At 59.2% G+C, this 21,305-nt stretch carries 21 protein-coding genes and 3 tRNA genes; all 24 read left to right on the plus strand.

Annotation, left to right across the window (positions count from 1 at the left end):
- Positions 1 to 26 precede the first annotated feature (26 nt).
- A complete protein-coding gene (locus tag B2X55_RS02700) occupies positions 27 to 569 on the plus strand; it encodes a hypothetical protein (RefSeq protein ID WP_286820775.1) in 543 nt (180 codons plus the stop codon).
- Positions 570 to 729: 160 nt separating this feature from the next.
- Positions 730 to 1,689 carry a polyprenyl synthetase family protein gene (locus tag B2X55_RS02705; RefSeq protein WP_036373941.1) on the plus strand — a complete coding sequence of 320 codons (960 nt, stop codon included), beginning with the start codon at positions 730 to 732 and terminating at the stop codon, positions 1,687 to 1,689.
- A 46-nt stretch (positions 1,690 to 1,735) separates the two neighbouring features.
- Complete coding sequence (tatA, locus tag B2X55_RS02710; RefSeq protein WP_286820776.1) at positions 1,736 to 2,134, plus strand: twin-arginine translocase TatA/TatE family subunit; 399 nt, start codon at positions 1,736 to 1,738, stop codon at positions 2,132 to 2,134.
- A 176-nt stretch (positions 2,135 to 2,310) separates the two neighbouring features.
- Positions 2,311 to 2,529 carry a twin-arginine translocase TatA/TatE family subunit gene (locus tag B2X55_RS02715; RefSeq protein ID WP_036373937.1) on the plus strand — a complete coding sequence of 73 codons (219 nt, stop codon included), beginning with the start codon at positions 2,311 to 2,313 and terminating at the stop codon, positions 2,527 to 2,529.
- 18 nt (positions 2,530 to 2,547) lie between these two features.
- A complete protein-coding gene (tatC, locus tag B2X55_RS02720; protein WP_036373935.1) occupies positions 2,548 to 3,339 on the plus strand; it encodes a twin-arginine translocase subunit TatC in 792 nt (263 codons plus the stop codon).
- A gap of 40 nt (positions 3,340 to 3,379) precedes the next feature.
- Positions 3,380 to 4,840 (plus strand): menaquinone biosynthesis decarboxylase, encoded by a 1,461-nt coding sequence (locus B2X55_RS02725; RefSeq protein WP_286820777.1) that lies wholly within the window; start codon positions 3,380 to 3,382, stop codon positions 4,838 to 4,840.
- On the plus strand, positions 4,837 to 5,685 hold the full coding sequence (locus B2X55_RS02730) for a 4-hydroxybenzoate octaprenyltransferase (RefSeq protein ID WP_270527805.1): 849 nt from the start codon (positions 4,837 to 4,839) through the stop codon (positions 5,683 to 5,685). The genes B2X55_RS02725 and B2X55_RS02730 overlap by 4 nt, the downstream gene beginning before the upstream one ends.
- A gap of 54 nt (positions 5,686 to 5,739) precedes the next feature.
- Positions 5,740 to 6,603 (plus strand): bifunctional methylenetetrahydrofolate dehydrogenase/methenyltetrahydrofolate cyclohydrolase FolD, encoded by an 864-nt coding sequence (gene folD, locus B2X55_RS02735; RefSeq protein WP_286820778.1) that lies wholly within the window; start codon positions 5,740 to 5,742, stop codon positions 6,601 to 6,603.
- A gap of 45 nt (positions 6,604 to 6,648) precedes the next feature.
- Entirely contained in the window at positions 6,649 to 8,316 is a 1,668-nt protein-coding gene (locus B2X55_RS02740) for a formate--tetrahydrofolate ligase (protein ID WP_286820780.1), read from the plus strand.
- 300 nt (positions 8,317 to 8,616) lie between these two features.
- Positions 8,617 to 10,083: a DASS family sodium-coupled anion symporter gene (locus B2X55_RS02745; protein ID WP_051652123.1), complete on the plus strand. Its 1,467-nt coding sequence runs from the start codon at positions 8,617 to 8,619 to the stop codon at positions 10,081 to 10,083.
- A gap of 142 nt (positions 10,084 to 10,225) precedes the next feature.
- On the plus strand, positions 10,226 to 10,969 hold the full coding sequence (locus B2X55_RS02750) for a methylenetetrahydrofolate reductase (protein ID WP_286820781.1): 744 nt from the start codon (positions 10,226 to 10,228) through the stop codon (positions 10,967 to 10,969).
- Positions 10,970 to 10,990: 21 nt separating this feature from the next.
- The gene (locus B2X55_RS02755) at positions 10,991 to 11,836 is read left to right on the plus strand and encodes a sulfide/dihydroorotate dehydrogenase-like FAD/NAD-binding protein (protein ID WP_055159954.1); all 846 of its coding nucleotides are present in this window, start codon (positions 10,991 to 10,993) and stop codon (positions 11,834 to 11,836) included.
- On the plus strand, positions 11,836 to 13,239 hold the full coding sequence (gene gltA / locus B2X55_RS02760; RefSeq protein WP_055159956.1) for an NADPH-dependent glutamate synthase: 1,404 nt from the start codon (positions 11,836 to 11,838) through the stop codon (positions 13,237 to 13,239). Before B2X55_RS02755 ends, gltA begins: the two co-directional genes overlap by 1 nt.
- Complete coding sequence (locus B2X55_RS02765; RefSeq protein ID WP_286820784.1) at positions 13,236 to 13,826, plus strand: 3'-5' exonuclease; 591 nt, start codon at positions 13,236 to 13,238, stop codon at positions 13,824 to 13,826. Before gltA ends, B2X55_RS02765 begins: the two co-directional genes overlap by 4 nt.
- Positions 13,827 to 13,865: 39 nt before the next feature.
- Complete coding sequence (locus tag B2X55_RS02770; RefSeq protein WP_286820785.1) at positions 13,866 to 14,369, plus strand: DUF523 domain-containing protein; 504 nt, start codon at positions 13,866 to 13,868, stop codon at positions 14,367 to 14,369.
- 266 nt (positions 14,370 to 14,635) lie between these two features.
- Entirely contained in the window at positions 14,636 to 15,961 is a 1,326-nt protein-coding gene (locus B2X55_RS02775) for an S-layer homology domain-containing protein (RefSeq protein WP_286820786.1), read from the plus strand.
- A gap of 143 nt (positions 15,962 to 16,104) precedes the next feature.
- Positions 16,105 to 16,180: transfer RNA gene (locus B2X55_RS02780), tRNA-Asn, on the plus strand.
- 2 nt (positions 16,181 to 16,182) lie between these two features.
- Positions 16,183 to 16,257 (plus strand) — tRNA-Glu (locus B2X55_RS02785).
- 3 nt (positions 16,258 to 16,260) lie between these two features.
- Positions 16,261 to 16,336 (plus strand) — tRNA-Val (locus tag B2X55_RS02790).
- A gap of 60 nt (positions 16,337 to 16,396) precedes the next feature.
- Positions 16,397 to 16,936, plus strand: a complete 540-nt coding sequence (locus B2X55_RS02795; protein WP_286820787.1) for a transcription repressor NadR — start codon at positions 16,397 to 16,399, stop codon at positions 16,934 to 16,936.
- 117 nt (positions 16,937 to 17,053) lie between these two features.
- The gene (locus B2X55_RS02800) at positions 17,054 to 17,851 is read left to right on the plus strand and encodes an HD domain-containing protein (RefSeq protein ID WP_286820788.1); all 798 of its coding nucleotides are present in this window, start codon (positions 17,054 to 17,056) and stop codon (positions 17,849 to 17,851) included.
- 104 nt (positions 17,852 to 17,955) lie between these two features.
- A complete protein-coding gene (locus B2X55_RS02805) occupies positions 17,956 to 19,629 on the plus strand; it encodes a glutamine--tRNA ligase/YqeY domain fusion protein (protein ID WP_286820789.1) in 1,674 nt (557 codons plus the stop codon).
- Positions 19,630 to 19,655: 26 nt separating this feature from the next.
- Positions 19,656 to 19,955, plus strand: a complete 300-nt coding sequence (locus B2X55_RS02810; protein ID WP_036373891.1) for a hypothetical protein — start codon at positions 19,656 to 19,658, stop codon at positions 19,953 to 19,955.
- Between the two features lie 33 nt (positions 19,956 to 19,988).
- Positions 19,989 to 21,275: an ArsB/NhaD family transporter gene (locus B2X55_RS02815; protein ID WP_278742472.1), complete on the plus strand. Its 1,287-nt coding sequence runs from the start codon at positions 19,989 to 19,991 to the stop codon at positions 21,273 to 21,275.
- The last annotated feature ends 30 nt before the right edge of the window (positions 21,276 to 21,305 follow it).

Below are 21,305 nucleotides of genomic sequence, written 5' to 3' on the forward strand. Positions count from 1 at the left end.
GAAGGATTGAGAGAGGGGAGATCAGGATGGATTCATCCATATGGGTCATCGTCTTGTTCGCCATCATGGCGATTCTCAGCGATAAGCTCGGCAAGAAGAAGCCGCCCAAGAAAATGCCGCCGTTCCCGCCGCGCGATGTGGACCGCACGCTGCCGCCCCCCATGCCGGAACCATGGGGAAAGGCGGAGCGCGGGGAAAAGAACGTACCCTTCGAGATTCCTGATATCAAGGGGGCCCCGCTGCCGCAGGGCATGACGGACGAAGGCGGCATCTATCGTGAGCCCGGCACGAAGATGCAGGACATGCTCGAAGCCTACCGCGAGGAGATGGCCGACAAGGCGCGCGCCGCAGCGTACGAAGCGCAGCGCCGCGCAGAAGAAGCTGCCATCCGCGCCGAGGAAGAGGCCGTCTACGCGCAGCAGGCAGGCCTTGCAAAGAAGAAGACTGCACGCCGCGCTGCCATCCTGCCGCAATTCACGCCGGATCAGGTGCAGCAGGCCCTCGTCATGGCCGAGATACTGGGAAGACCAAAGGCATACCGCCATCATTCCCCATATCGTCGGCGCTAGGCGGCCAGGCCGTACAGGAGAAGCCTTCTCAGATTTTCAGGGAAGGCTTTTCTTGTGAGTTTTTTCATGACAAATCCGCGATTCTGTAGTAAAATTATAGAATGTGTTATGCGTCATAAATAAGAGTAAGATTTTGTAGGTGATGAATTTGTCAAACCAGATGTTTGATGTCATAAAGGGCGATCTTGAAGTACTGGAGCAGGGCCTGCAGGAGGCCGTGACTTCCACGAATGACCTGGTGACGGAAGTCGGCATGCACATCGTGACGTCGGGCGGGAAGCGCATCCGTCCGGCGCTCTGCCTGCTGTCGGCTCGCGGCGGCAGAGCCTTTGACCTGCCGCATGTCCTGCCGCTGGCAGAGGCGCTTGAGCTCATCCACACGGCATCGCTGGTCCATGACGATGTCATCGATGAGGCGGATACGCGCCGCGGTGCGGCGACGGCCAATGCGCGCTGGAACAATCAGGTGGCCATCCTCTCGGGCGACTACATCTTCGCGAGAGCTTTCACGCTGATTGCAGAGGAGGGCTATGATCCGTACGTCTCGAAGCGCCTGGCCGATCTCGTCTGCAACCTCAGTGTCGGCGAGATCATCCAGGACCACGCTGTTTACCAGGCTTCGCGCGGCGTGGCCGACTACTACGAGCGCATCCAGAAAAAGACGGCCGATTTCCTCGAGATCTGCTGTGAGCTCGGCGCCATGGTCGGCGGCATGGACCGCGAGGAGATGAAGAAGCTCGCGGAGTATGGCCACTGCATCGGCATGGCCTTCCAGATCACGGATGACCTCCTCGACATCGAGCAGACGGCTGAGACAATCGGCAAGCCGGCCGGCAATGACATCCGCCAGGGGATCGTGACCCTGCCCGTCATCCGGGCACTCGAGACGAGCCCCGATGCCGAGGAACTCGAGCGCATCGTCACGGACATGGAGATGACGGACGAGATGGTCGAGCGCGCATTAGAGATAGTCAAGGCGACGGACGGCGTGGACTTCGCCAAGGCGAAGGCGGACGAGTACCTCGCGCGCGCCAAGGCAGCATTGCCGGAAGGACTGCCCGACGCCATCCGCGAAGCGTATGAGATGGTAGCCGACTTTATCGGCGACCGCGATTTTTGACCGCATGGATATCGTGCTATCGTGAAACGGTAAATGGAGGGACAATATGTTTGGAATTGGTGTACCGGAGCTCGTGCTCATCCTGATCATCGGGCTCATCGTCTTTGGCCCCGGCAAGCTGCCGGAGATGGGGCGTACGCTCGGCAAGGGCATCCGTGAATTCCGCAAGGCATCGAATGCGCTGACGCAGGCGATGAACGCACCGGAACCCCCGCCGCAGGCTCAGCCAAAGCCACAGCCGCAGCCCACACCGCAGGCACAGGCACAGCAGAGCGCAGCACAGGCGCCTGCTGTAGAAGCAGCGAAGGCACAGGCAGAAGCGCCGCAGCAGGCCGCACCGAAAGCGCCTGCCTATGAGGCACCGACACAGGAGAGCGTGCGCCAGCAGATCGCTGAGACGCAGGCGAAGAAGGAAGCCGCGGGCAAAGAGAAACAATCAGTCTGAAGCAGGGCGCAACTTTTTGCGCCCGTTTTTATTTCAAGGTTATGGAAGCATAAGCCAAGCCTATAGTGTCTATTGGGAAACAGACTGGCCAGCCGCTCGGGCAGCATGTATAATAGAAGCATAGTGTGGAGCCGTGTGCAGGCTCATCAGTCTTTCGTATTTGGGGAGGAAATATCATGTTTGGATTAGGTGTACCGGAACTCGTACTCATCTTGATCATCGGCCTTGTCATCTTTGGCCCGGGAAAACTGCCGGATGTCGGCAAGGCGCTCGGCAAGAGCATCCGCGAGTTCAAGTCGGCCAGCAATGACGAGGATGGGAAGAAAGACGACAAGATGATCAATGTGACGGCGGAGACGAAAGAGACGCCTGTCAAGAAAGATGAGCAGAAGTGAGCAGGATAAGAGGTACCCATGGCAGAAATGGCAGAAGAAAGACAATATGAAGAAATAGAAGCGCCGCAGCAGACGAGCGAAGCGGCAGAGACGGTGCAGGAAGTGCAGTCGGACGATGACGGTACGATGTCGCTCATCGCACATCTGACGGAACTGCGCAGCCGGCTCATCAAATGTCTCATCGCTGTCGGCCTGGGCAGCTGCGTTGGATATTACTTCATCGAGGAGATCATGCATTATCTGACGCTGCCTGCGGGCAAGCTCTACTACATGCAGCCGTCTGAGGCGTTCTTCACGTACCTCAAGGTGGCTGTCGTCGCCGGCTTCCTCATGGCACTGCCCATCGTCTTTTACCAGGTATGGCGGTTCTTCCTGCCGGCCCTGACGGCCAAGGAGCGCATGGTGCTCGGCATCGTCGTGCCGACGTCGGTCGTCCTGTTCTTCTCGGGACTGGCCTTCTCGTTCTTCCTGGTCTTGCCGGCGGGCATCCGCTTCTTCATGGGCTTCGGCAATGCGGAGCTCGAGGCGCTCTTTTCCGTCAACAAGTATTTTGATTTCGTCATCACGTTCGTCCTGCCGTTCGGCTTCGTGTTCGAGCTGCCGCTCGTCATAACGATCCTCGGCAAGATGGGCATACTGACTTCGGCTATGCTCAAGAAGTATCAGCGCATCGTCATCTTCCTGTCCTTCGTCGCCGGCGCCATCATCACGCCGACGCCGGATGTCTTCACGCAGTCGATGATTGCGCTGCCGATGATTGTCCTCTACGAGGTCGGCTACTTCATCGTGCGGTTCATCCTGCGGAGATAGGCTGGGGCTGAAGTGACAGGGAAGAAAGGGAGGAATAAATTTGGCTTATAAAGATCTGCGCGAATTCATCGAGGACCTCGAGAGCAGGGGCCTCTTGAAGCGCATCAAGACAGAGGTTGACCCGGAGCTCGAGATCACGGAGATCACGGACCGCGTGTCCAAGATGAAGGGCGAGAAGAATGTCGCCCTGCTCTTCGAGAACGTCAAGGGCTCGAAGATGCCGGTGCTCATGAACGCCTTCGGCAGCTACGAGCGCATGGCCATGGCCCTTGGCGTCGAGAAGCTCGACGATGTCGCGGATGAGCTCCGCGAGATGATGAAGCTGCCGTACGTCTCGTTGCAGAACAAGATGAGCGTCGTCACGATGATCCCGATGATCAAGCGGGCCATCAACTTCCCGAAGTACGTCAAGCATGCGCCGTGCCAGGAAGTCGTCGAGACGGAGAACCCGAATCTCGACGAGATCCCCATCCTCAAGTGCTGGCCGGATGACGGCGGCCCGTTCGTCACCTTGCCGCTCGTCTTCACCAAGAACCCGAAGACGGGCAAGCGCAACGTCGGCATGTATCGCTTACAGAAGTACGACAGCAAGACGACGGGCATGCACTGGCACATCCATAAGAACGGCGCGGAGAACTTCCGCGACATGAAGGCGCAGGGCGGCGCGCGCATCGAGGCGGCTGTCGCCATCGGCACAGACCCTGTCGTGACGTACGCGGCGACAGCACCGCTGCCGCGCGACATCGATGAGATGGTCTTCGCGGGCTTCCTGCGCCACAAGTCGGTCGAGATGGTCAAGTGCAAGACGGTCGACATCGAGGTGCCGGCCACGGCAGAGATCATCCTCGAGGGCTATGTCCGCACGGATGAGATGCGCCGCGAGGGCCCGTTCGGCGACCACACGGGCTACTACTCCCTCGCCGACGACTACCCAGTCTTCCACGTCACGGCCATCACGCACCGCAAGAATGCCATCTACTCGGCAACCGTCGTCGGCAAGCCGCCGATGGAGGACTGCTTCCTCGCCAAGGCGACGGAGCGCATCTTCCTGCCGCTCCTGCAGCAGATGCAGCCGGAGATCGTCGACATCAACATGCCGCTCGAGGGCGTCTTCCACGACTGCTGTATCGTCTCCATCAAGAAGTCGTACCCGATGCAGGCGCGCAAGGTCATGCATGCGCTCTGGGGCATGGGTCAGATGATGAACGTCAAGATGATCATCGTCGTCGACGCACATGTCGACGTCCAGGACATCAGCGAAGTGGCCTGGCGCGTCTTCAACAACATCGACGCGAAGCATGATCTCGAGATCGTCGAGGGCCCTCTCGACGTGCTCGACCACTCCTCGCCGATGGCGAAGTGGGGCGCGAAGCTCGGCGTCGATGCGACGAAGACCTGGCCGGAAGAGGGGCACAGCCGCGAATGGCCGGATGAGATCGCGATGTCTGAGGACATCAAGGCGAAGGTCGATGTGAAGTGGAAGGAGCTTGGACTCGAGTGATTTCCATCAAAGCACACATCAACAACGTCGCCCTGCACCACACGATCTTCGACCTGCCGTTCGCCTTCATGGGGGCGGTGCTCGCTGCGGGCGGCCATCCGCGCCTCATCGACCTCTTCTGGATCGCGATGGCCATCACGACGGGCCGCGCCGCGGCGATGGCCATCGACAACCTCGCCGACCTCAAGTACGACAAGCAGCAGCCGCGCATGGCCTACCGCGCGATGGTTGCAGGACGCATCTCGAAGCGCGAGGCGCTCGTCTTCATCGTCATCTGCCTTGTGCTCATGGTGCTCTCAGTCCTGCAGCTGCAGCCGATCTGCATCTACCTGCTGCCCGTGGCGGCCATCCCGTTCATCATCTACCCGTTCATGAAGCGCGTGACGGGCTGGGTCCACATGTTCCTTGGCCTCGCCATCGCCATGGCGCCGGCGGGCGGCTGGGTCGGCGTCAGCGGCACCATCACGGCGCCGCTCATCGTGCTCTGTCTGGCCGTCGCGCTCTGGATCGGGGCGTTTGATGCGATGTACGGCGCGCAGGATGAGGAATTCGACCGCAGCCAGGGGCTCCACTCGCTGGCCGTCAGCTACGGCGCAGCCGGGGCCTTCCGCATCGCCGTCGCCGCGCATATCATCTGCATCGCCTGCTTCGCGGCGGTCGGCTTTATGATGCACCTCTCGGCGCTCTACTTCGTTGGTGTATTCATCGCCGCTGCGACGCTCTGTTACCAGCATCGCATCGTGAGCCCAACTGATTTTTCCCGCGTGACGCAGCGGTACTTCATGCGCAATGGCATCGTCTCGGTGGCCATCTTTGCCTGTACCTGGATGAGTTTCTATATCTGACCGATAGTCTTGACGTTGTTTTTTCAGAGATAGAGAGATAGGAAAGGTGATTCTATGACAGCTCGTATTTTGGAGGGCAAGGTCTTTGCCCAGGCGTTCCGCGAGGACGCGCAGAAGAAGGCGGCCGCTCTGCAGAAGAAGTACGGCGTGCGGCCGGGCCTTGCCGTCATCATCGTCGGCTCGAATCCTGCCTCGCAGGTCTACGTGCGCAACAAGCACAAGTCGTGCGAGGCGCTCGGCATCTACTCGGAAGTCATTGAGATGCCCGAGACGACGACAAAAGACGAGCTCATCGCCAAGATCGATGCGCTCAATGCGGACGCGAAAATCCACGGCATCCTCGTGCAGCTGCCGCTGCCCGAGCAGATTGCCGCGCACGAGTCGGAGATCCTCGAGCGCATCCGCCCGGAGAAGGACGTCGACGGCTTCCATCCCGTCAACGTCGGCCGCCTTGTGACGGGAGAGCCGGGACTCGTGCCCTGCACGCCGTTCGGTTGCCTGCGCATGCTCGAGCTCGCCGGCATCCCGATTGACGGTCAGCGCGCCGTCATCATCGGCCGCAGCAACATCGTCGGCAAGCCGATGCTCCATCTGCTGCTCGGCAAGAATGCGACTGTCACGATCTGCCACAGTCACACGAAGGACCTGCCGACCATCACGCGCGAGGCCGATATTCTCGTCGCAGCCGTCGGCCGCCCGAAGTTCGTCACGGCTGACATGGTCAAGCCGGGCGCGACAGTCATCGATGTCGGCATCAACCGCATCGCGCCGAAGAAGCTCGTCGGCGACGTCGACTTCGAATCCGTCAAGGAAGTCGCCGGCGCCATCACGCCGGTGCCGGGCGGCGTCGGACTCTTGACCGTCGCCATGCTCATGGAAAATGTTGTCCGCGCCGCAGAGATGCAGCTTCAGGCATAACATGAATATAGAAAGTGTTTCTCAGAGAATGCAGGAGGTACAGAAATGAAAACCGATGTTGAGATTGCACAGGAAGCCGAGATGCGCCCCATCCAGGAGATTGCGGAAAAGCTTGGCATTTCCGATGATGAACTGGAACTTTACGGCAAGTACAAGGCAAAAGTCGCGCTCTCTGCCTGGGAGCGCGTCAAGGAGCAGCCGAATGGCAAGCTCATCCTCGTGACGGCCATCAACCCGACGCCGGCAGGCGAGGGCAAGACGACGACGAGTGTCGGCCTTGCGGACGCCTTCCACCGCCAGGGCCGGAAGGTCGCCGTTGCGCTGCGCGAGCCGTCACTCGGCCCGTGCTTCGGCCTTAAAGGCGGCGCTGCCGGCGGCGGGTATGCACAGGTCGTGCCGATGGAGGACATCAACCTGCATTTCACGGGGGACTTCCATGCCATCACGACGGCCCACAACCTGCTCGCCGCTGTCATCGACAACCACATCCAGCAGGGCAATGCCCTCGACATCGATGTGCGCCGCATCACCTGGAAGCGCGTGCTCGACCTCAATGACCGCGCGCTGCGCCACGTCGTCATCGGCCTCGGCGGCAAGGCTCACGGCACGCCGCGCGAGACGGGCTTCGACATCACGGTCGCCTCGGAGATGATGGCCATCCTCTGCCTCGCGAAGGACCTCGAGGACATGAAGCAGCGCCTCGGCGAGATTGTCATCGGCTACAGCCGCGAAGGCCGCGCCATCCGCGCCAAAGAGCTCAATGTGACAGGCGCTCTGACGCTGCTCTTCAAGGATGCCATCAAGCCGAACCTCGTGCAGACGCTCGAGGGCACGCCAGCCTTCATCCACGGCGGCCCGTTCGCGAATATCGCACATGGCTGCAACAGCGTCATGGCGACGAAGTTCGCGCTGAAATTCGCCGATTACGTCGTCACGGAGGCAGGCTTCGGCGCGGACCTCGGTGCCGAGAAATTCCTCGACATCAAGTGCCGCTTCGCCGGGCTCAAACCGGATGCCGTCGTCATCGTCGCGACGGTCCGCGCGCTCAAGATGCACGGCGGCCTCGATAAGAAGGAACTCGGCAAGGTCGACATGGCAGCGCTCGAGAAGGGCATCGCCAACCTGACGAAGCACATCGAGAACATCCAGAAGTTCGGCCTGCCGGCTGTCGTCGCCATCAATGCCTTCCCGACGGACACGAAGGAAGAGCTCGACTTCGTCGAGAAGAAGTGCAATGAACTCGGTGCCGAAGTCGCGCTGTCGGAGGTCTGGGCCAAGGGCGGTGAAGGCGGCCTGGAGCTTGCCGACAAGGTCATCGCGGCGACAGAGAAACCGAACGACTTCCACTTCATCTACGATGTCAATGAGAGCATCCCTAAAAAGATCGAGAAGATCACGAAGGAGATCTACGGCGGCGATGGCGTCGACTTCACGCCGGCTGCCAAGAAACAGCTCAAGGAGATCGAGGAGCTCGGCTTCGACAAGATGCCGGTCTGCATGGCCAAGACGCAGTACTCGCTCTCGGACGATGCGACGAAGATCGGCCGTCCGACTGGCTTCCGCATCACGGTCAAGGAGCTGCGCGTGAGCGCCGGCGCCGGCTTCATCGTCGCCCTGACGGGCAACATCCTGACGATGCCGGGCCTGCCGAAGCATCCGGCTGCCGAGAACATGGACATCGACGTCAACGGCAAGATCACAGGCCTGTTCTGATGATTGGATCATGACGCCACAGCTGCTGTCATGGATAAGAGCCACTGCATTTTCGCGATGCAGTGGCTTTTCTGTTACAAGGTTCTCTTCTGTGATGAGGATTATTCTTTTGCATGATGTTTACAACTTGACAAGCGTGCGAGCTTGCGGTATGATATCCATACAGATTCAGTATAGTACATATGAATATGCGATATAAGTGCAATGGCGCACGCGTCGTGACAAGGGCAGACCTGTCAGAGGTCTGCCTTTTTATATGGTCTTGTATGCTGCCATCATCTTGTAAAGGGAGGAATCATCATGAAAAAGAATCTGAGCCGCATGGGGCTGCCCGTAGGCTTCCTCGTGCTCATCCTGCTGCTATTGATACCGACACCGCCGGAACTCTCGACGGCAGGCCACCGCATGCTGGCCATCCTCGTGTTCTCCGTCATCATCTGGATGACGGAGGCTGTCGCCTATCCGGTCTCAGCGGGCATCATCATGTCGCTCATGGCCTTCCTGCTCGGCACTGCACCTAATATGGTCAACCCGTCGAAGATGCTCGGCACGTCTGGTGCGCTCAAGATGGCCCTGAGCGGCTTTTCGAGCACGGCGCTGGCGCTCGTCGGTGCGGCGCTGCTGATTGCAGCGGCGATGATGAAGACGGGGCTCGACAAGCGCATCGCGCTCTTCGTGCTCTCGAAGATCGGCGCGAAGACGCATCATGTGCTGGCGGGTGTCATCTGCGTCGGCTTCGTCCTGAGCTTCTTCGTGCCGAGCACGACGGCCCGTGTCTCGTGCATGGTGCCGATCGTCATGGGCATCATCGCCGTCTTCGGCGTGCCGCGCAAGAGCAAGTTCGCCGCCATCATGCTGATCGCCGTCGCACAGGCCGACAGCATCTGGAACGTCGGCATCAAGACGGCTGCCGCACAGAACATGGTCGCGCTCGGCTTCATCGAGAAGCAGCTCGGCACGACAATCAGCTGGCTCGACTGGTTCATCGCTGCCGCACCGTTCGCCATCATCATGAGCGTCATCCTCTACTTCGTCCTGCTGAAGCTCATGCCGCCGGAGATGGATGAAGTGCCGGGCGGCAAGGAGAAGATCGCACAGGAGCTCGCGGCGCTCGGCCCGATGAAGGCGGATGAGAAGAAGCTCATGTTCATCTCCGTCGTCCTGCTCTTCTTCTGGGCGACGGAGAAGATCGTGCACCCGTTTGACACCTCCTCGACGACGATCGTCGCTGTCACCTTGATGATGATGCCGGGCATCGGCATCATGACCTGGAAGGAAGTCCAGGAGCGCATCAACTGGGGCACGCTGCTGCTCTTCGGTGTCGGCATCAGCCTCGGCTCGGCCATCCTCTCGACGAAGGCGGGTGAGTGGATCGCCCATGTCATCGTCGAGTACTTTGGCCTCTACGATGCGACGGCGACGTTCATCATCGCCATCCTCGCGCTCTTCCTCATCCTCATCCATCTCGGCTTTGCCAGCGCGACGGCACTGTCGTCCGCGATGATCCCGATCTGCATCTCTGTCCTGCAGGGGGCCTCGGAGAACATGACGCTCAATGTCGTCGGCATGGTCATGATCCTGCAGTACACGATCTGCTTCGGCTTTATCCTGCCGGTCAATGCGCCGCAGAACATGATCGCCTACAGCACAGATACGTTTGAGGTCAAGGACTTCATCAAGACGGGCATCCCGCTGACGATTTTCGCTTACCTGACCATCCTGCTCTTGACGAATACGTATTGGAAATGGCTAGGCCTCGTCCTCTGAGGTGCAATCTGTCCGTTTTTGAAGGCTGCCGCTTTGCGGCGGCCTTTTTGCGTGTCGGCATACTTGCAAAATACTGGCAAAGACTTTACAATATGATTGATATATGGTGCTTTTTTTGAAAAATACACTTCGGAGGACATATATGAAACGTATCTCAGTAGAACTCGTTCCACGTGACGAGGACGCTTTGCGCCAGGAGCTCGCCTTGCTCGGCAAGTTCCAGGACAGGGTCGATGTCATCAACATCCCCGACCTCCTGCGCTTCCCGATACGGAGCTGGCAGGGCGCCGCTGTCGCCAAGGAGTATTTCCCCGCTTCGATGCCGCACATCCGCGCAATGGATATCGACCTCGACAAGGAGCTCGCGATGAAGGGCTATTTGCGCGCACACGATATCCGCGAGGTCCTCGTCATCGAGGGCGACCCGCCGCAGGACATGATGCATGAGGTCTACCCGACGAACAGCGTCGACGTCATCTGGAAGTTCCGCAAGGAGATGCCGGAGGTCAAGGTCTACGCCGGCATCGATCAGTACCGCGGCTCCATGGCGCAGGAACTCTACCGCATCAAGCGCAAGCTGCAGGCAGGTGCCGCTGGCTTCTTCACACAGCCGTTCTTCGACATGCGGTATCTCTCGGTCTACGCCGACATGCTGCAGGGCCTCGAGGTCTACTGGGGCATCTCGCCCGTCATGAGCGCGCGCTCGCAGAGCTACTGGGAGCGCAAGAATCACGTCGTCTTCCCGCATGCCTTCGAGCCGACACTCGACTGGAGCATCGGCTTTGCGAAAGAAGTCATGGACTTCGTCGAGCGCGAGGACGCCAATGTCTACCTGATGCCGATCAAGACGAACCTCGAGGCGTACCTCGCGGGCGTTCTTGCCTGATTTATAGATAGGAGAGTTGTTATGTTCAAGATCTTGAGAAAAGAGGAATGGTCGCCGAATGTCTATGCGATGGACATCGAAGCACCGCGCGTGGCGAAGAAAGCACAGGCAGGGCAGTTCATCGTCCTGCGCGTCAATGAGGAAGGTGAGCGCATCCCCTTGACGATTGCGGATTATGACCGCGAGACGGGCAAGATCCTCATCGTGTTCCAGGCCATCGGCGCCTCGACGATGGAGCTCGCCGCCCTCGAGGCGGGTGACACCATCCTCGATTTCGTCGGGCCGCTCGGCCGCCCGTCGGAAATTGCCAAGCTCGACGGCACGATGGTCGTTGTCGGCGGCGGCATCGGCGTCGCGCCGACGTACCCGATTGCGCGCGCGATGAAGGAAGCTGGCAACAAGGTCATCGCGATCATGGGCGCGAAGACGAAGGACATCCTGATCATGGAAGATGAGATGAAGGCCGTGACGGACGAGGTCCTCGTGACGACAGATGACGGCTCGTACGGCATCAAAGGGTTCGTCACGAACGCCGTGCAGGCGCTCGTCGACCGCGGCGAGAAGATTGCGCAGATCACGGCTATCGGCCCGGTCATCATGATGAAGAGCGTCGCTGATGCGACGCGCGACCTCGGCATCCACACGGTCGTCTCGCTCAATCCGATCATGGTCGACGGCACGGGCATGTGCGGCGGCTGCCGCGTGACAGTCGGCGAGGAGACGAAGTTCGCCTGCGTCGACGGCCCGGAATTCGACGGCCATCTCGTCGACTTCAAGGGACTCATGAGCCGCCAGCGCATGTACCGCGACAAGGAAGCCGTAGAGAAAGATCACATCTGCCACATCGGACTCGGAGGGGATAAATAATGGCACTGATTCTCGAGAAACACAAGATGCCGGTACAGGACCCGGAAGTTCGTGCCCATAACTTTGAGGAAGTCGCTCTCGGCTACGACGAGGAGACTGCAGTGGCCGAGGCAGAGCGCTGCCTGCACTGCAAGGTACCACAGTGCCGCAAGGGCTGTCCTGTCTCCATTGACATCCCGACCTTCATCGGCAAGATCAAGGAGCGCGACTTCGACGGCGCCATCGCGACGATCAAGGAGTCGAATGCCCTGCCGGCCATCTGCGGCCGCGTCTGCCCGCAGGAAAATCAGTGCGAGAAGCACTGCATCCTCGCGAAGCGCGGGGAGTCCGTCGCCATCGGCCGCCTCGAACGCTTCGTGGCTGACCGCGAGCTTGCCCAGAACAAGGAGGTCAAGCCGGTCGAGCGCGCGGACGATGCGCAGAAAGTCGCCGTCATCGGTGCCGGCCCGGCCGGCCTCTCGTGCGCCGGCGACCTTGCGAAGAAGGGCTACGATGTGACGATTTTCGAGGCCCTGCACAAGGCGGGCGGCGTGCTGTCCTACGGTATCCCTGAGTTCCGCCTGCCGAAGGACACGGTCGTCAAGAAGGAGATCGAGAACATCGAGAAGCTCGGCGTCAAGATCGAGCTTGACTCGGTAGCCGGCCGCCTCTACACGGTCGATGAGCTCATGCAGGAAGAGGGCTTTGACGCCGTCTTCATCGGCACGGGCGCCGGCCTGCCGCGCTTCCAGGGCATTCCGGGCGAGAGCTTCAACGGCGTCTACTCGGCCAATGAATTCCTCACGCGCTGCAATCTCATGAAGGCCTACAAGTTCCCGGAATACGCGACGCCGATCCAGGTCGGCCGCCATGTTGCCGTCGTCGGCGGCGGCAATGTCGCGATGGATGCTGCCCGCACGGCGCTGCGCCTCGGCGCGGAGAAGGTCTCCATCATCTACCGCCGCAGTGAGGCGGAGATCCCGGCGCGCGCGGAAGAAGTTGAGCACGCCAAGGAAGAGGGCATCGACTTCCAGCTGCTGACGAACCCTGTCGAAGTGCTCGGCGATGAGAACGGCTGGGTCAAGGGCCTGCGCTGCATCCGCATGGAACTCGGTGAGCCTGACGCTTCGGGCCGACGCCGCCCGATCCCCATTGAGGGCTCGGAGTTTGACATGGAGATGGATACGGTTATCATTGCCATCGGCACGGGACCGAACCCAATCATCGCACACACGACACCTGGGCTCAAGACGACGAAGCGCGGCAACATCGAGGCCGACGAAGAGACGTGCGCGACGTCGAAGGAAGGCGTCTTTGCCGGCGGCGACATCGTCACGGGCGCAGCGACGGTCATCCTCGCGATGGGTGCCGGCCGCAAGGCTGCTGCCGCCATCGACGAATACCTCAAGAGCAAGAGAAAATGATGGACTTCACGGCAATAGACTTTGAGACGGCCACGGGTGCGCGGGATTCTGCCTGCAGTGTGGCTGTCGTGACCATCCGCGCGGGCGTGATGGTGGATTCATACTACACCTTGATCCAGCCGCCGGCGAACCGGTACAGCTACTTCAACACGCAGATTCACGGGCTGTCAGAGGCCGATACGGCAGATGCCGCCGATTTTGCCGGCATCTGGCCGGAACTCGAGGCGCATCTTGCAGGGCAGCTCGTCGTCGCGCACAACGCGAAGTTTGACATGGGCGTCCTGCGCGCCTGCCTTACGCATCACGGTCTGCAGGCTCCGGTGTTCTCGTACTGCGATACCGTCGCGATTGCGCGCAGGGCCTGGCCAAACTTGGCCAACCACAAGCTCGGCACGGTCGGTGCCTATCTCAACCTGCACTTCCGCCACCACGACGCCCTCGAGGATGCCAAGGCCTGTGCGGCCATCCCCATTCGCGCGGGGCGCGAGCTCGCCGATACGAGCATGGAGGCGCTCGCGCGCCATCTCGGCGTGCGCATTGTGCCGTTCCAGGCGACACAGGCAGTTCATGGCGGGCTCTTTGGCTGACACTGTGTCGATATACTGGAGGATAGAGGAGGGAGTTCGATGATCCTTGTCAGTGCATGCCTTTTAGGGCACAAGGTCAAGTACAACGGCGGCAGCAACGATGACGCGCTGCTGCAGGCCTGTAGTGCGCGCGGGCGCTTTGTCGCAGTCTGCCCGGAGTGCTTCGCGATGCTGCCCGTGCCGCGCCCGCCGATGGAGATCCAGTACGGCACGGGGCGCAAGCTCCTTGAGGGCAGGGCGCGGGCTGTCGACGCGACGGGCCGTGACCTGACTTCCTCCCTGCTGCTCGGCGCCAAGAAGATCCTGCGGATTGCCGAGGCGTATCACGCAGAGGTGGCCATCCTCAAGGATGGCAGCCCGTCCTGTGGCGTACATCGCATCTACGATGGCAGTTTCTCGGGCCGGAAGATACGCGGCGCCGGTGCGGCGACAGAGCTGCTGCGCCAGCACGGGCTGACTGTCTACTCGGAGTCCGACATGACCGAAGCGCGGCTGCAGCAATTGATTGAAGAAGACATCCGACGCGATTCCATCCGGGATTGACTGTCGATGACCGCTAGGGTCACGGATCAGCGCCATCTGGCCTGCTTATTGGCAGGTCAGATGGCGCTTTTTGATTTGTTTGATTGTTAGAAAATATAATTTTATAAAGAAAATAAATGTAAACGCTTGCAGAAACCGTTGCCACATGTTATGCTAAAAAACAGTTTCAATATGAAACAAGAAGAAGGCATCGCGGGGGAATATGAGGAAACATGGACACTCATAAAAGAGCGATGCGAAACAATCACTTTTAGGGGGAGTTCAATATGAAGAAGACTCTGGTATCCGCACTCACTACGGCACTCGTTGTCGGCGCTGCAAGCACGACGTTCGCAGCTGCCAATCCGTTCTCGGATGTCCCGGCAGACCACTGGGCATACGATGCAGTATCGCAGCTCGCAGCTGACGGCGTCATCGAAGGTTACGGCGACACGACGTTCCGCGGCAACCAGAACATCACGCGCTACGAGATGGCTCAGATGGTCGCGAAGGCCATGGCCAAGAGCGATGTCTCCGCTGCCGACAAGGCTTTGATCGACAAGCTCGCCGCTGAGTTTTCCGATGAGCTGAACAACCTCGGCGTCCGCGTGGCAAATCTCGAGCGCAATGCCGACAAGGTCAAGTGGAACGGCGTACTCGAGTACACGTATACGAGCACGCGTCACGATGCGGGTACGACGGCTAAAGAGCGCAAGAACAATGTCGATGAGTACGTCTTCCGTCTCGAGCCAAAGGCTGAGGTCAACAAGAACTGGGATGTCCATGCTCGTCTCGATGCCAACGGCCTGATGGATACGGATGGCGGCAACAGCGACTACAATGTCAAACTCAAGCGTGTCTGGGCTGAGGGCCATTACGACAACTTCAATGTCAAGCTTGGCAAGCTGCCGAATGCCATCAACCTGATTTCCACGACGGATGATCCGTACTCCGGCGCTGCCGTGACGTTCGGCAACGACCTCAAGGTCACGCTCGAAGCCGGCCGCCTCGACGCAAAGCAGTTTGGCGATATGGCACGTGATCTTAAGGGCCAGAGCAACAGCGATTTCTTCAAAGATGGTGACGATACAGCGAACTTCCAGGCAGTCAATCTCGGCTACGCCAAGAACAAGTTCTACGGCAACACGGGTTACGAGCACCTCGATGGCGCAACGCTCGATTATGCAAAGTTCGATACGGGGCTGAAACCGTACACGAACGATAAGGATGAGGACTACAAGGCCAACATCTGGTTCGTCAACGCTGGCTATCGCTTCGACCACAACAGCTTCTTCAAGGCAGAGTACGCGAAGAACACGAAGGCTGACAACTACGACGATGCCTACAGCTTCGAGTACGACTACAAGGGCGCACAGCAGCAGAACAAGGGCAGCTGGGGCATGTACCTCGCTTACCGCAAGCTCGGCCAGTACGCAGCTCCGTGGTCGACGTACGGCGATGGTGTCGATGGCGGCCAGAAGGGCTGGGAAGTCGGCACGGGCTACACGCTGTTCAAGAACGTACAGCTCTTCGCCAAGTACTTCAACGGCAAGGACATCGCAGCTGACAAAGATGCCGAGAAGCTCTTCGGCCGTGTCGATGTATTCTTCTGATACAGGCGTCTTGTGACGATAAAGAGACAGCTCCTAGCGGGCTGTCTTTTTTTGTGGGAAACCGCATAAAAAATGCTTGCATTCTATCAGATCATCCAGTATAATAATACAAGTCGGTACGTGAGTATCCGATTATTCCTCATTCCTCGATAGCTCAGCCGGTAGAGCACCTGACTGTTAATCAGGCTGTCGCAGGTTCGAATCCTGCTCGAGGAGCCAATGGCGCCATCGTCAAGCGGTTAAGACACCGCCCTTTCACGGCGGGTTCATGGGTTCGAATCCCATTGGCGTCACCATTCGGGCGATTAGCTCAGCTGGGAGAGCGCTTGCCTTACAAGCAAGATGTCAGCAGTTCGATCCTGTTATCGCCCACCATCTTAGAAACATAGCTGCCGCAAGGCAGCTTTTTTTGTTAAGCAAAGCAGGGGGTGTATCATGAACACGGAGAAACGGCGCGAAGCGTTGATGAAGCGCCTGCGGGAAGCCAGCCAGCCATTGACGGGCACGAAGCTCGCGCGCACACTCGGCGTCAGCCGCCAGATCATCGTCGGCGATATCAGCATCTTGCGCGCAGAGGGCGCGCAGATCTTCGCGACGCCGCGCGGCTACATCATGCCAGAGGATGCGAAAGACCACGATATCAAGGCGACAATCGTCTGCCGCCACGATGCGGCTGATATGGAGAAAGAGCTGCAGGCCGTCGTCGACAACGGCGGCGCGGTGCTCGATGTCATCGTCGAGCATCCCGTCTACGGCGCGATACGAGGCGATCTTTTTGTCGAGAGCCGCCGCGATGTCCGGCGTTTCTTGACGAAGATGCAGAAGTGCCAGGCCAATCCCCTGCTCGTCGTGACGGGCGGCATCCACATGCACACGATACGCGTGCCCGATGAGGATGCACTCAAGGCCATCGAGCATGACCTCAGGGACCTGGGCATCCTCGTCGATGAATCGGACCATGAAGGAGAGAACTGATACGGTCTGTAATCCTTGGATGAACAATTGCAACGCTGGATAGATGTGTAGTATAATAGAAACATTGATTCTATCGGGATTTTTATGGGAATCCCTGAGATAAAGGAGATGAGTGGTGTGAAGGAACTGCTCAAGGAAATGCACAGCTGGATGGATGCCTACATGAAGTCCTTCCATACCGATGATGAGGAGGTCATGCAGGGCATCCGCATCAAGGAGCTTCACACGGGATATGTGACCTCGATTGCGGTGCAGCTTGCGAAGCACCTGCAGCTTTCGGAGCACGATGCCCAGCTTGCTGAGATCATGGGCCTCTTCCACGATGTCGGGCGCTTTCGCCAGTACAGCCTCTACAAGACGTTCAACGATGCCGAGTCGGAAGACCATGCCGACCTCGGCCTCAAGGTCTTGTCGGAGCTCGATTTCATGAAGAAACTCGCGCCTGGAGACGAAGCGCTCGTGCGCTTTGCCATCGGCCGCCACAACAAGAAGGAGATCGGCCCTGCGCCGAGCGAGAAAGCACTGCTCTTCGCGAAGCTCCTGCGTGATGCCGACAAGCTCGACATCTACCGCGTGCTCTCGCCGTTCTTGGGCCCTGAGGGCGCGGACAAGGCGCCGAAGTTCATCGCCTCGGATGCGAGCCAGCTCGTCAGTCCCGATTTCATCGAGGCGTTCAAAGAAGGGCGGCAGGCGGATTACCGTAAGCTGCGCACGCATGGTGATCGCAAGCTCGTGCGCCTGCTCTGGGTCTATGACATCAACTTCAGCTGGACGCTCCGCGAGATTGTCAAGCGCGGCTACATCGACCGCATCATCCACTACCTGCCGGACCAGCCGGGCATGGCGGAGGGCATCGCGCGCCTGCGCGCCTATGTGGAGAAGCGGTGTTTGCAGATGGACGAAGTGAAGTGTTGATATCATAGATGATGGCACAGCAGGCATGCATAGATAACCGATAGTAGTAGATTCCTTTTCGGCAGAGTTCAGCAGAGAAGGGTAGAGATAAGGAGAGAATCCAGATGGCAGAAAAGATCACGATGACGCCGAATTTCATTCAGAACATGATCGAAGAAGACCTCAAGAACGGCAAGTACACGGAGGGCATCCACACGCGCTTCCCGCCGGAGCCGAATGGCTACCTGCACATCGGCCATGCGAAGTCGATCTGCCTGAACTTCGGCCTGGCAGAGTACAACCACGGTCTCTGCAACCTGCGCTTCGATGACACGAATCCGACGAAGGAGGATACGGAGTACGTCGACTCCATCCAGGAGGACATCCGCTGGCTCGGCTTCAGCTGGGGCAACCGCAAGTTCTATGCGTCGGACTACTTCGACAAGCTCTACGACTTCGCGGTCACGCTGATCAAGAAGGGGCTCGCCTACGTCGATGACCTCTCTGCTGAGGAGATCAAGGCGTACCGCGGCACGCTGACGGAGCCGGGCAAGGAGAGCCCGTACCGCAACCGCAGCGTCGAGGAGAATCTCGACCTCTTCGCGCGCATGAAGGCGGGCGAATTTGCCGACGGCACGAAAGTGCTGCGCGCGAAGATCGACATGGCTTCGCCGAACCTCGTCATGCGCGACACCGTCATCTACCGCATTGCGCATGCCAAGCATCACCGCACGGGAGACAAGTGGTGCATCTACCCGATGTACGACTTTGCCCATCCGCTTTCCGATGCCATCGAGGGCATCACGCACTCCGTCTGCACGCTGGAATTTGAGGAGCACCGCCCGTTCTACGACTGGCTGCTCGACTCCCTGGACTTTGATCCGAACACGCGCCCGCGCCAGATCGAGTTCGCGCGCCTCAACCTCACGAACACGGTGACGAGCAAGAGGAAGCTTCGCCAACTCGTCGAAGAGGGCTATGTGCGCGGCTGGGATGACCCGCGCATGCCGACCATCTCTGGTCTGCGCCGCCGCGGCTACACGCCGGCCGCCATCCGCAACTTCTGCAAGGAGATCGGTGTGGCAAAGGCCGACAGCATCGTCGATGTCTCCATGCTCGAGCACGAAGTGCGTGCGGACCTCAATGAGAATGCAGACCGCGTCATGGCGGTGCTCCACCCGCTGAAAGTCGTCATCACGAATTATCCGGAGGACAAGGAAGAGTGGCTGCTTGCCGACAACAATCCGGTTCATGGTGGCCATCGCTTCGTGCCGTTCTCCCGCACGCTCTACATCGAGCAGGAGGACTTCATGGAAGAGCCGCCCAAGAAGTACTTCCGCCTCAAGCCGGGCGGAGAGGTACGCCTCAAGCACGCCTACATCATCAAGTGCGAGGAAGTCGTCAAGGACGCAGAGGGCAATGTCGTCGAGCTCCACTGCACGGCAGACCTTGACTCCAAGACGGGCGGCAAGACGGCCGGCCGCAAGGTCAAGGGCACGATCCACTGGGTGGCCGAGAAGACGGCCCTTCCGGCAGAAGTGCGCCTCTATGACTATCTCATCGAGACGGATGAGAACGGCAATGTACCGAAGGACTTCATCGCGGCGCTCAACAAGGATTCGCTCGAAGTCATCGAGAATGCACTGGTCGAGCCGTCCGTGAAGCTCACGGCTGCTGGCACGCACTACCAGTTCCTGCGCGTCGGCTACTTCGTCGTCGACCCGGATACGACGCCTGACCACCTCGTGTTCAACCGCGTCGTCGGCCTGCGCGACAGCTGGGCAAAAGTCAACAAGTAATCCTGTATTCTGCAGAAGGTGAACACATGTCAAAGATACCCAAGAATCTGTCCGACAAGGACATGTTCAAAGATTATGTAGAAGATACATCGATAGAAGACCGCTTCCGCGCGGCCGAGAAGAAAGCGGAGAAGAAGGCGAAGGAGTCGGTGGAAGCACCTGCCGACTTCCTGCGCGCCGGCTTCACGCCGCAGCTCACGGAGGAACTTGCCCGGGCGCTCTTGCAGCTCAAGATGGAGCTCTACCGCGAGGATGTCAAGAATTATACCTTCCAGATCAAGCGCGATGGGGAGAAAATCGTGCTGATCCCGAAGTATAAGAAATAAAGGGAAGTTTTTTAGGGAAAGAAGTGGATTCTATTGGTTAGCACAACGACAGCAGCCGTCGTCATCTTCGTGGCTGCTTACGCGTTGATCATTTCGGAAAAGGTTCATCGCACGATTGTCGGCATCGTCGGCGCCATGCTCATGATCCTGTTTGGTGTGCTCGATCAGGAGACGGCCATCCGTCACATTGATTTCAACACACTGGGCCTACTCATGGGCATGATGATCATCGTCAACATCACGAGCGAGACGGGACTCTTCAACTTCCTGGCCATCTGGTCGGCCAAGAAGGTCAAGGCGCGCCCGATTGCTCTGCTCGTCGCGCTCTCAGCGCTGACGATGGTCTGCTCGGCATTCCTCGACAACGTCACGACGGTCCTTCTGACCGTGCCAATCACGTTCAGCATCACGGCACAGCTCAAGGTTGACGTCAAGCCGTACCTGATCTCGCAGATCCTGTCTTCGAATATCGGCGGCACGGCGACGCTGATCGGCGACCCGCCGAACATCATGATTGGCAGCGCTGTCGGCCTGAACTTCGTGGACTTCCTTGCGAACCTCTCGGGCATCGCGGTCCTGATCTTCATCCTCGTAGAACTCGTGCTCATCGCGATCTATGGCAAGGAGCTCCACACGCAGCCGGATCTCCAGGAGAAGGTCATGCGCCTCAATGCCAAGAGCCAGATCGCCAATCCGAAGCTGTTGAAGAAATGTCTCTTCGTCATCGCGCTGACCATCGGTCTCTTCGTCGTGCACGGCTATCTCGGCTTGCAGACGGCAACGGCTGCGCTTTCGGGCGCCGGCCTCCTGCTCCTCATCACTTACACGCGCAATGAGGGCATGATCACGAAGGTTCTCTCGAAGATTGAGTGGACGGCCATCTTCTTCTTCGCTGGCCTCTTCGTCCTCGTCGGCGCTCTCGTCGAGACGGGCGTCATCAAGGTGCTCGCCGCTGAGGCCATCAAGCTGACGAATGGCAGTGTCAATGCGACGGCTATGCTGATTCTCTGGATGAGCGCCTTTGCCTCGGCCTTCATCGACAACATCCCGTTCGTTGCGACGCTGATCCCGCTGATCCAGGATATGGGTCAGATGGGGCTCTCGAACCTCGACCCGATGTGGTGGTCGCTGGCCCTCGGTGCCTGCCTCGGCGGCAACGGCACGCTGATCGGTGCGAGCGCAAATGTCGTCGTCGCTTCGATGGCGGCACAGCGCGGCAAGCAGATCTCCTTCCTGGGCTTCATGAAGATCGCCTTCCCAATCATGATCATGACGATCGCGATTTCGAGCGTCTACGTCTGGATCCGCTATCTGCTCTGATCTTTGCTGAGTTATACACAAAATCCCCAT

This window comes from Mitsuokella sp. UBA4253 (assembly GCF_002395285.1).
Lineage (GTDB): Bacteria > Bacillota > Negativicutes > Selenomonadales > Selenomonadaceae > Mitsuokella > Mitsuokella jalaludinii.

Bases quoted from the DNA above. Each gene is read 5' to 3' on its own strand.
- B2X55_RS02700 (WP_286820775.1), top strand. From the start codon at position 27: ATGGATTCATCCATATGGGTCATCGTCTTGTTCGCCATCATGGCGATT.
- B2X55_RS02705 (WP_036373941.1), top strand. From the start codon at position 730: ATGTTTGATGTCATAAAGGGCGATCTTGAAGTACTGGAGCAGGGCCTG.
- tatA (WP_286820776.1), top strand. From the start codon at position 1,736: ATGTTTGGAATTGGTGTACCGGAGCTCGTGCTCATCCTGATCATCGGG.
- B2X55_RS02715 (WP_036373937.1), top strand. From the start codon at position 2,311: ATGTTTGGATTAGGTGTACCGGAACTCGTACTCATCTTGATCATCGGC.
- tatC (WP_036373935.1), top strand. From the start codon at position 2,548: ATGGCAGAAATGGCAGAAGAAAGACAATATGAAGAAATAGAAGCGCCG.
- folD (WP_286820778.1), top strand. From the start codon at position 5,740: ATGACAGCTCGTATTTTGGAGGGCAAGGTCTTTGCCCAGGCGTTCCGC.
- B2X55_RS02740 (WP_286820780.1), top strand. From the start codon at position 6,649: ATGAAAACCGATGTTGAGATTGCACAGGAAGCCGAGATGCGCCCCATC.
- B2X55_RS02745 (WP_051652123.1), top strand. From the start codon at position 8,617: ATGAAAAAGAATCTGAGCCGCATGGGGCTGCCCGTAGGCTTCCTCGTG.
- B2X55_RS02750 (WP_286820781.1), top strand. From the start codon at position 10,226: ATGAAACGTATCTCAGTAGAACTCGTTCCACGTGACGAGGACGCTTTG.
- B2X55_RS02755 (WP_055159954.1), top strand. From the start codon at position 10,991: ATGTTCAAGATCTTGAGAAAAGAGGAATGGTCGCCGAATGTCTATGCG.
- gltA (WP_055159956.1), top strand. From the start codon at position 11,836: ATGGCACTGATTCTCGAGAAACACAAGATGCCGGTACAGGACCCGGAA.
- B2X55_RS02765 (WP_286820784.1), top strand. From the start codon at position 13,236: ATGATGGACTTCACGGCAATAGACTTTGAGACGGCCACGGGTGCGCGG.
- B2X55_RS02770 (WP_286820785.1), top strand. From the start codon at position 13,866: ATGATCCTTGTCAGTGCATGCCTTTTAGGGCACAAGGTCAAGTACAAC.
- B2X55_RS02775 (WP_286820786.1), top strand. From the start codon at position 14,636: ATGAAGAAGACTCTGGTATCCGCACTCACTACGGCACTCGTTGTCGGC.
- B2X55_RS02795 (WP_286820787.1), top strand. From the start codon at position 16,397: ATGAACACGGAGAAACGGCGCGAAGCGTTGATGAAGCGCCTGCGGGAA.
- B2X55_RS02805 (WP_286820789.1), top strand. From the start codon at position 17,956: ATGGCAGAAAAGATCACGATGACGCCGAATTTCATTCAGAACATGATC.
- B2X55_RS02810 (WP_036373891.1), top strand. From the start codon at position 19,656: ATGTCAAAGATACCCAAGAATCTGTCCGACAAGGACATGTTCAAAGAT.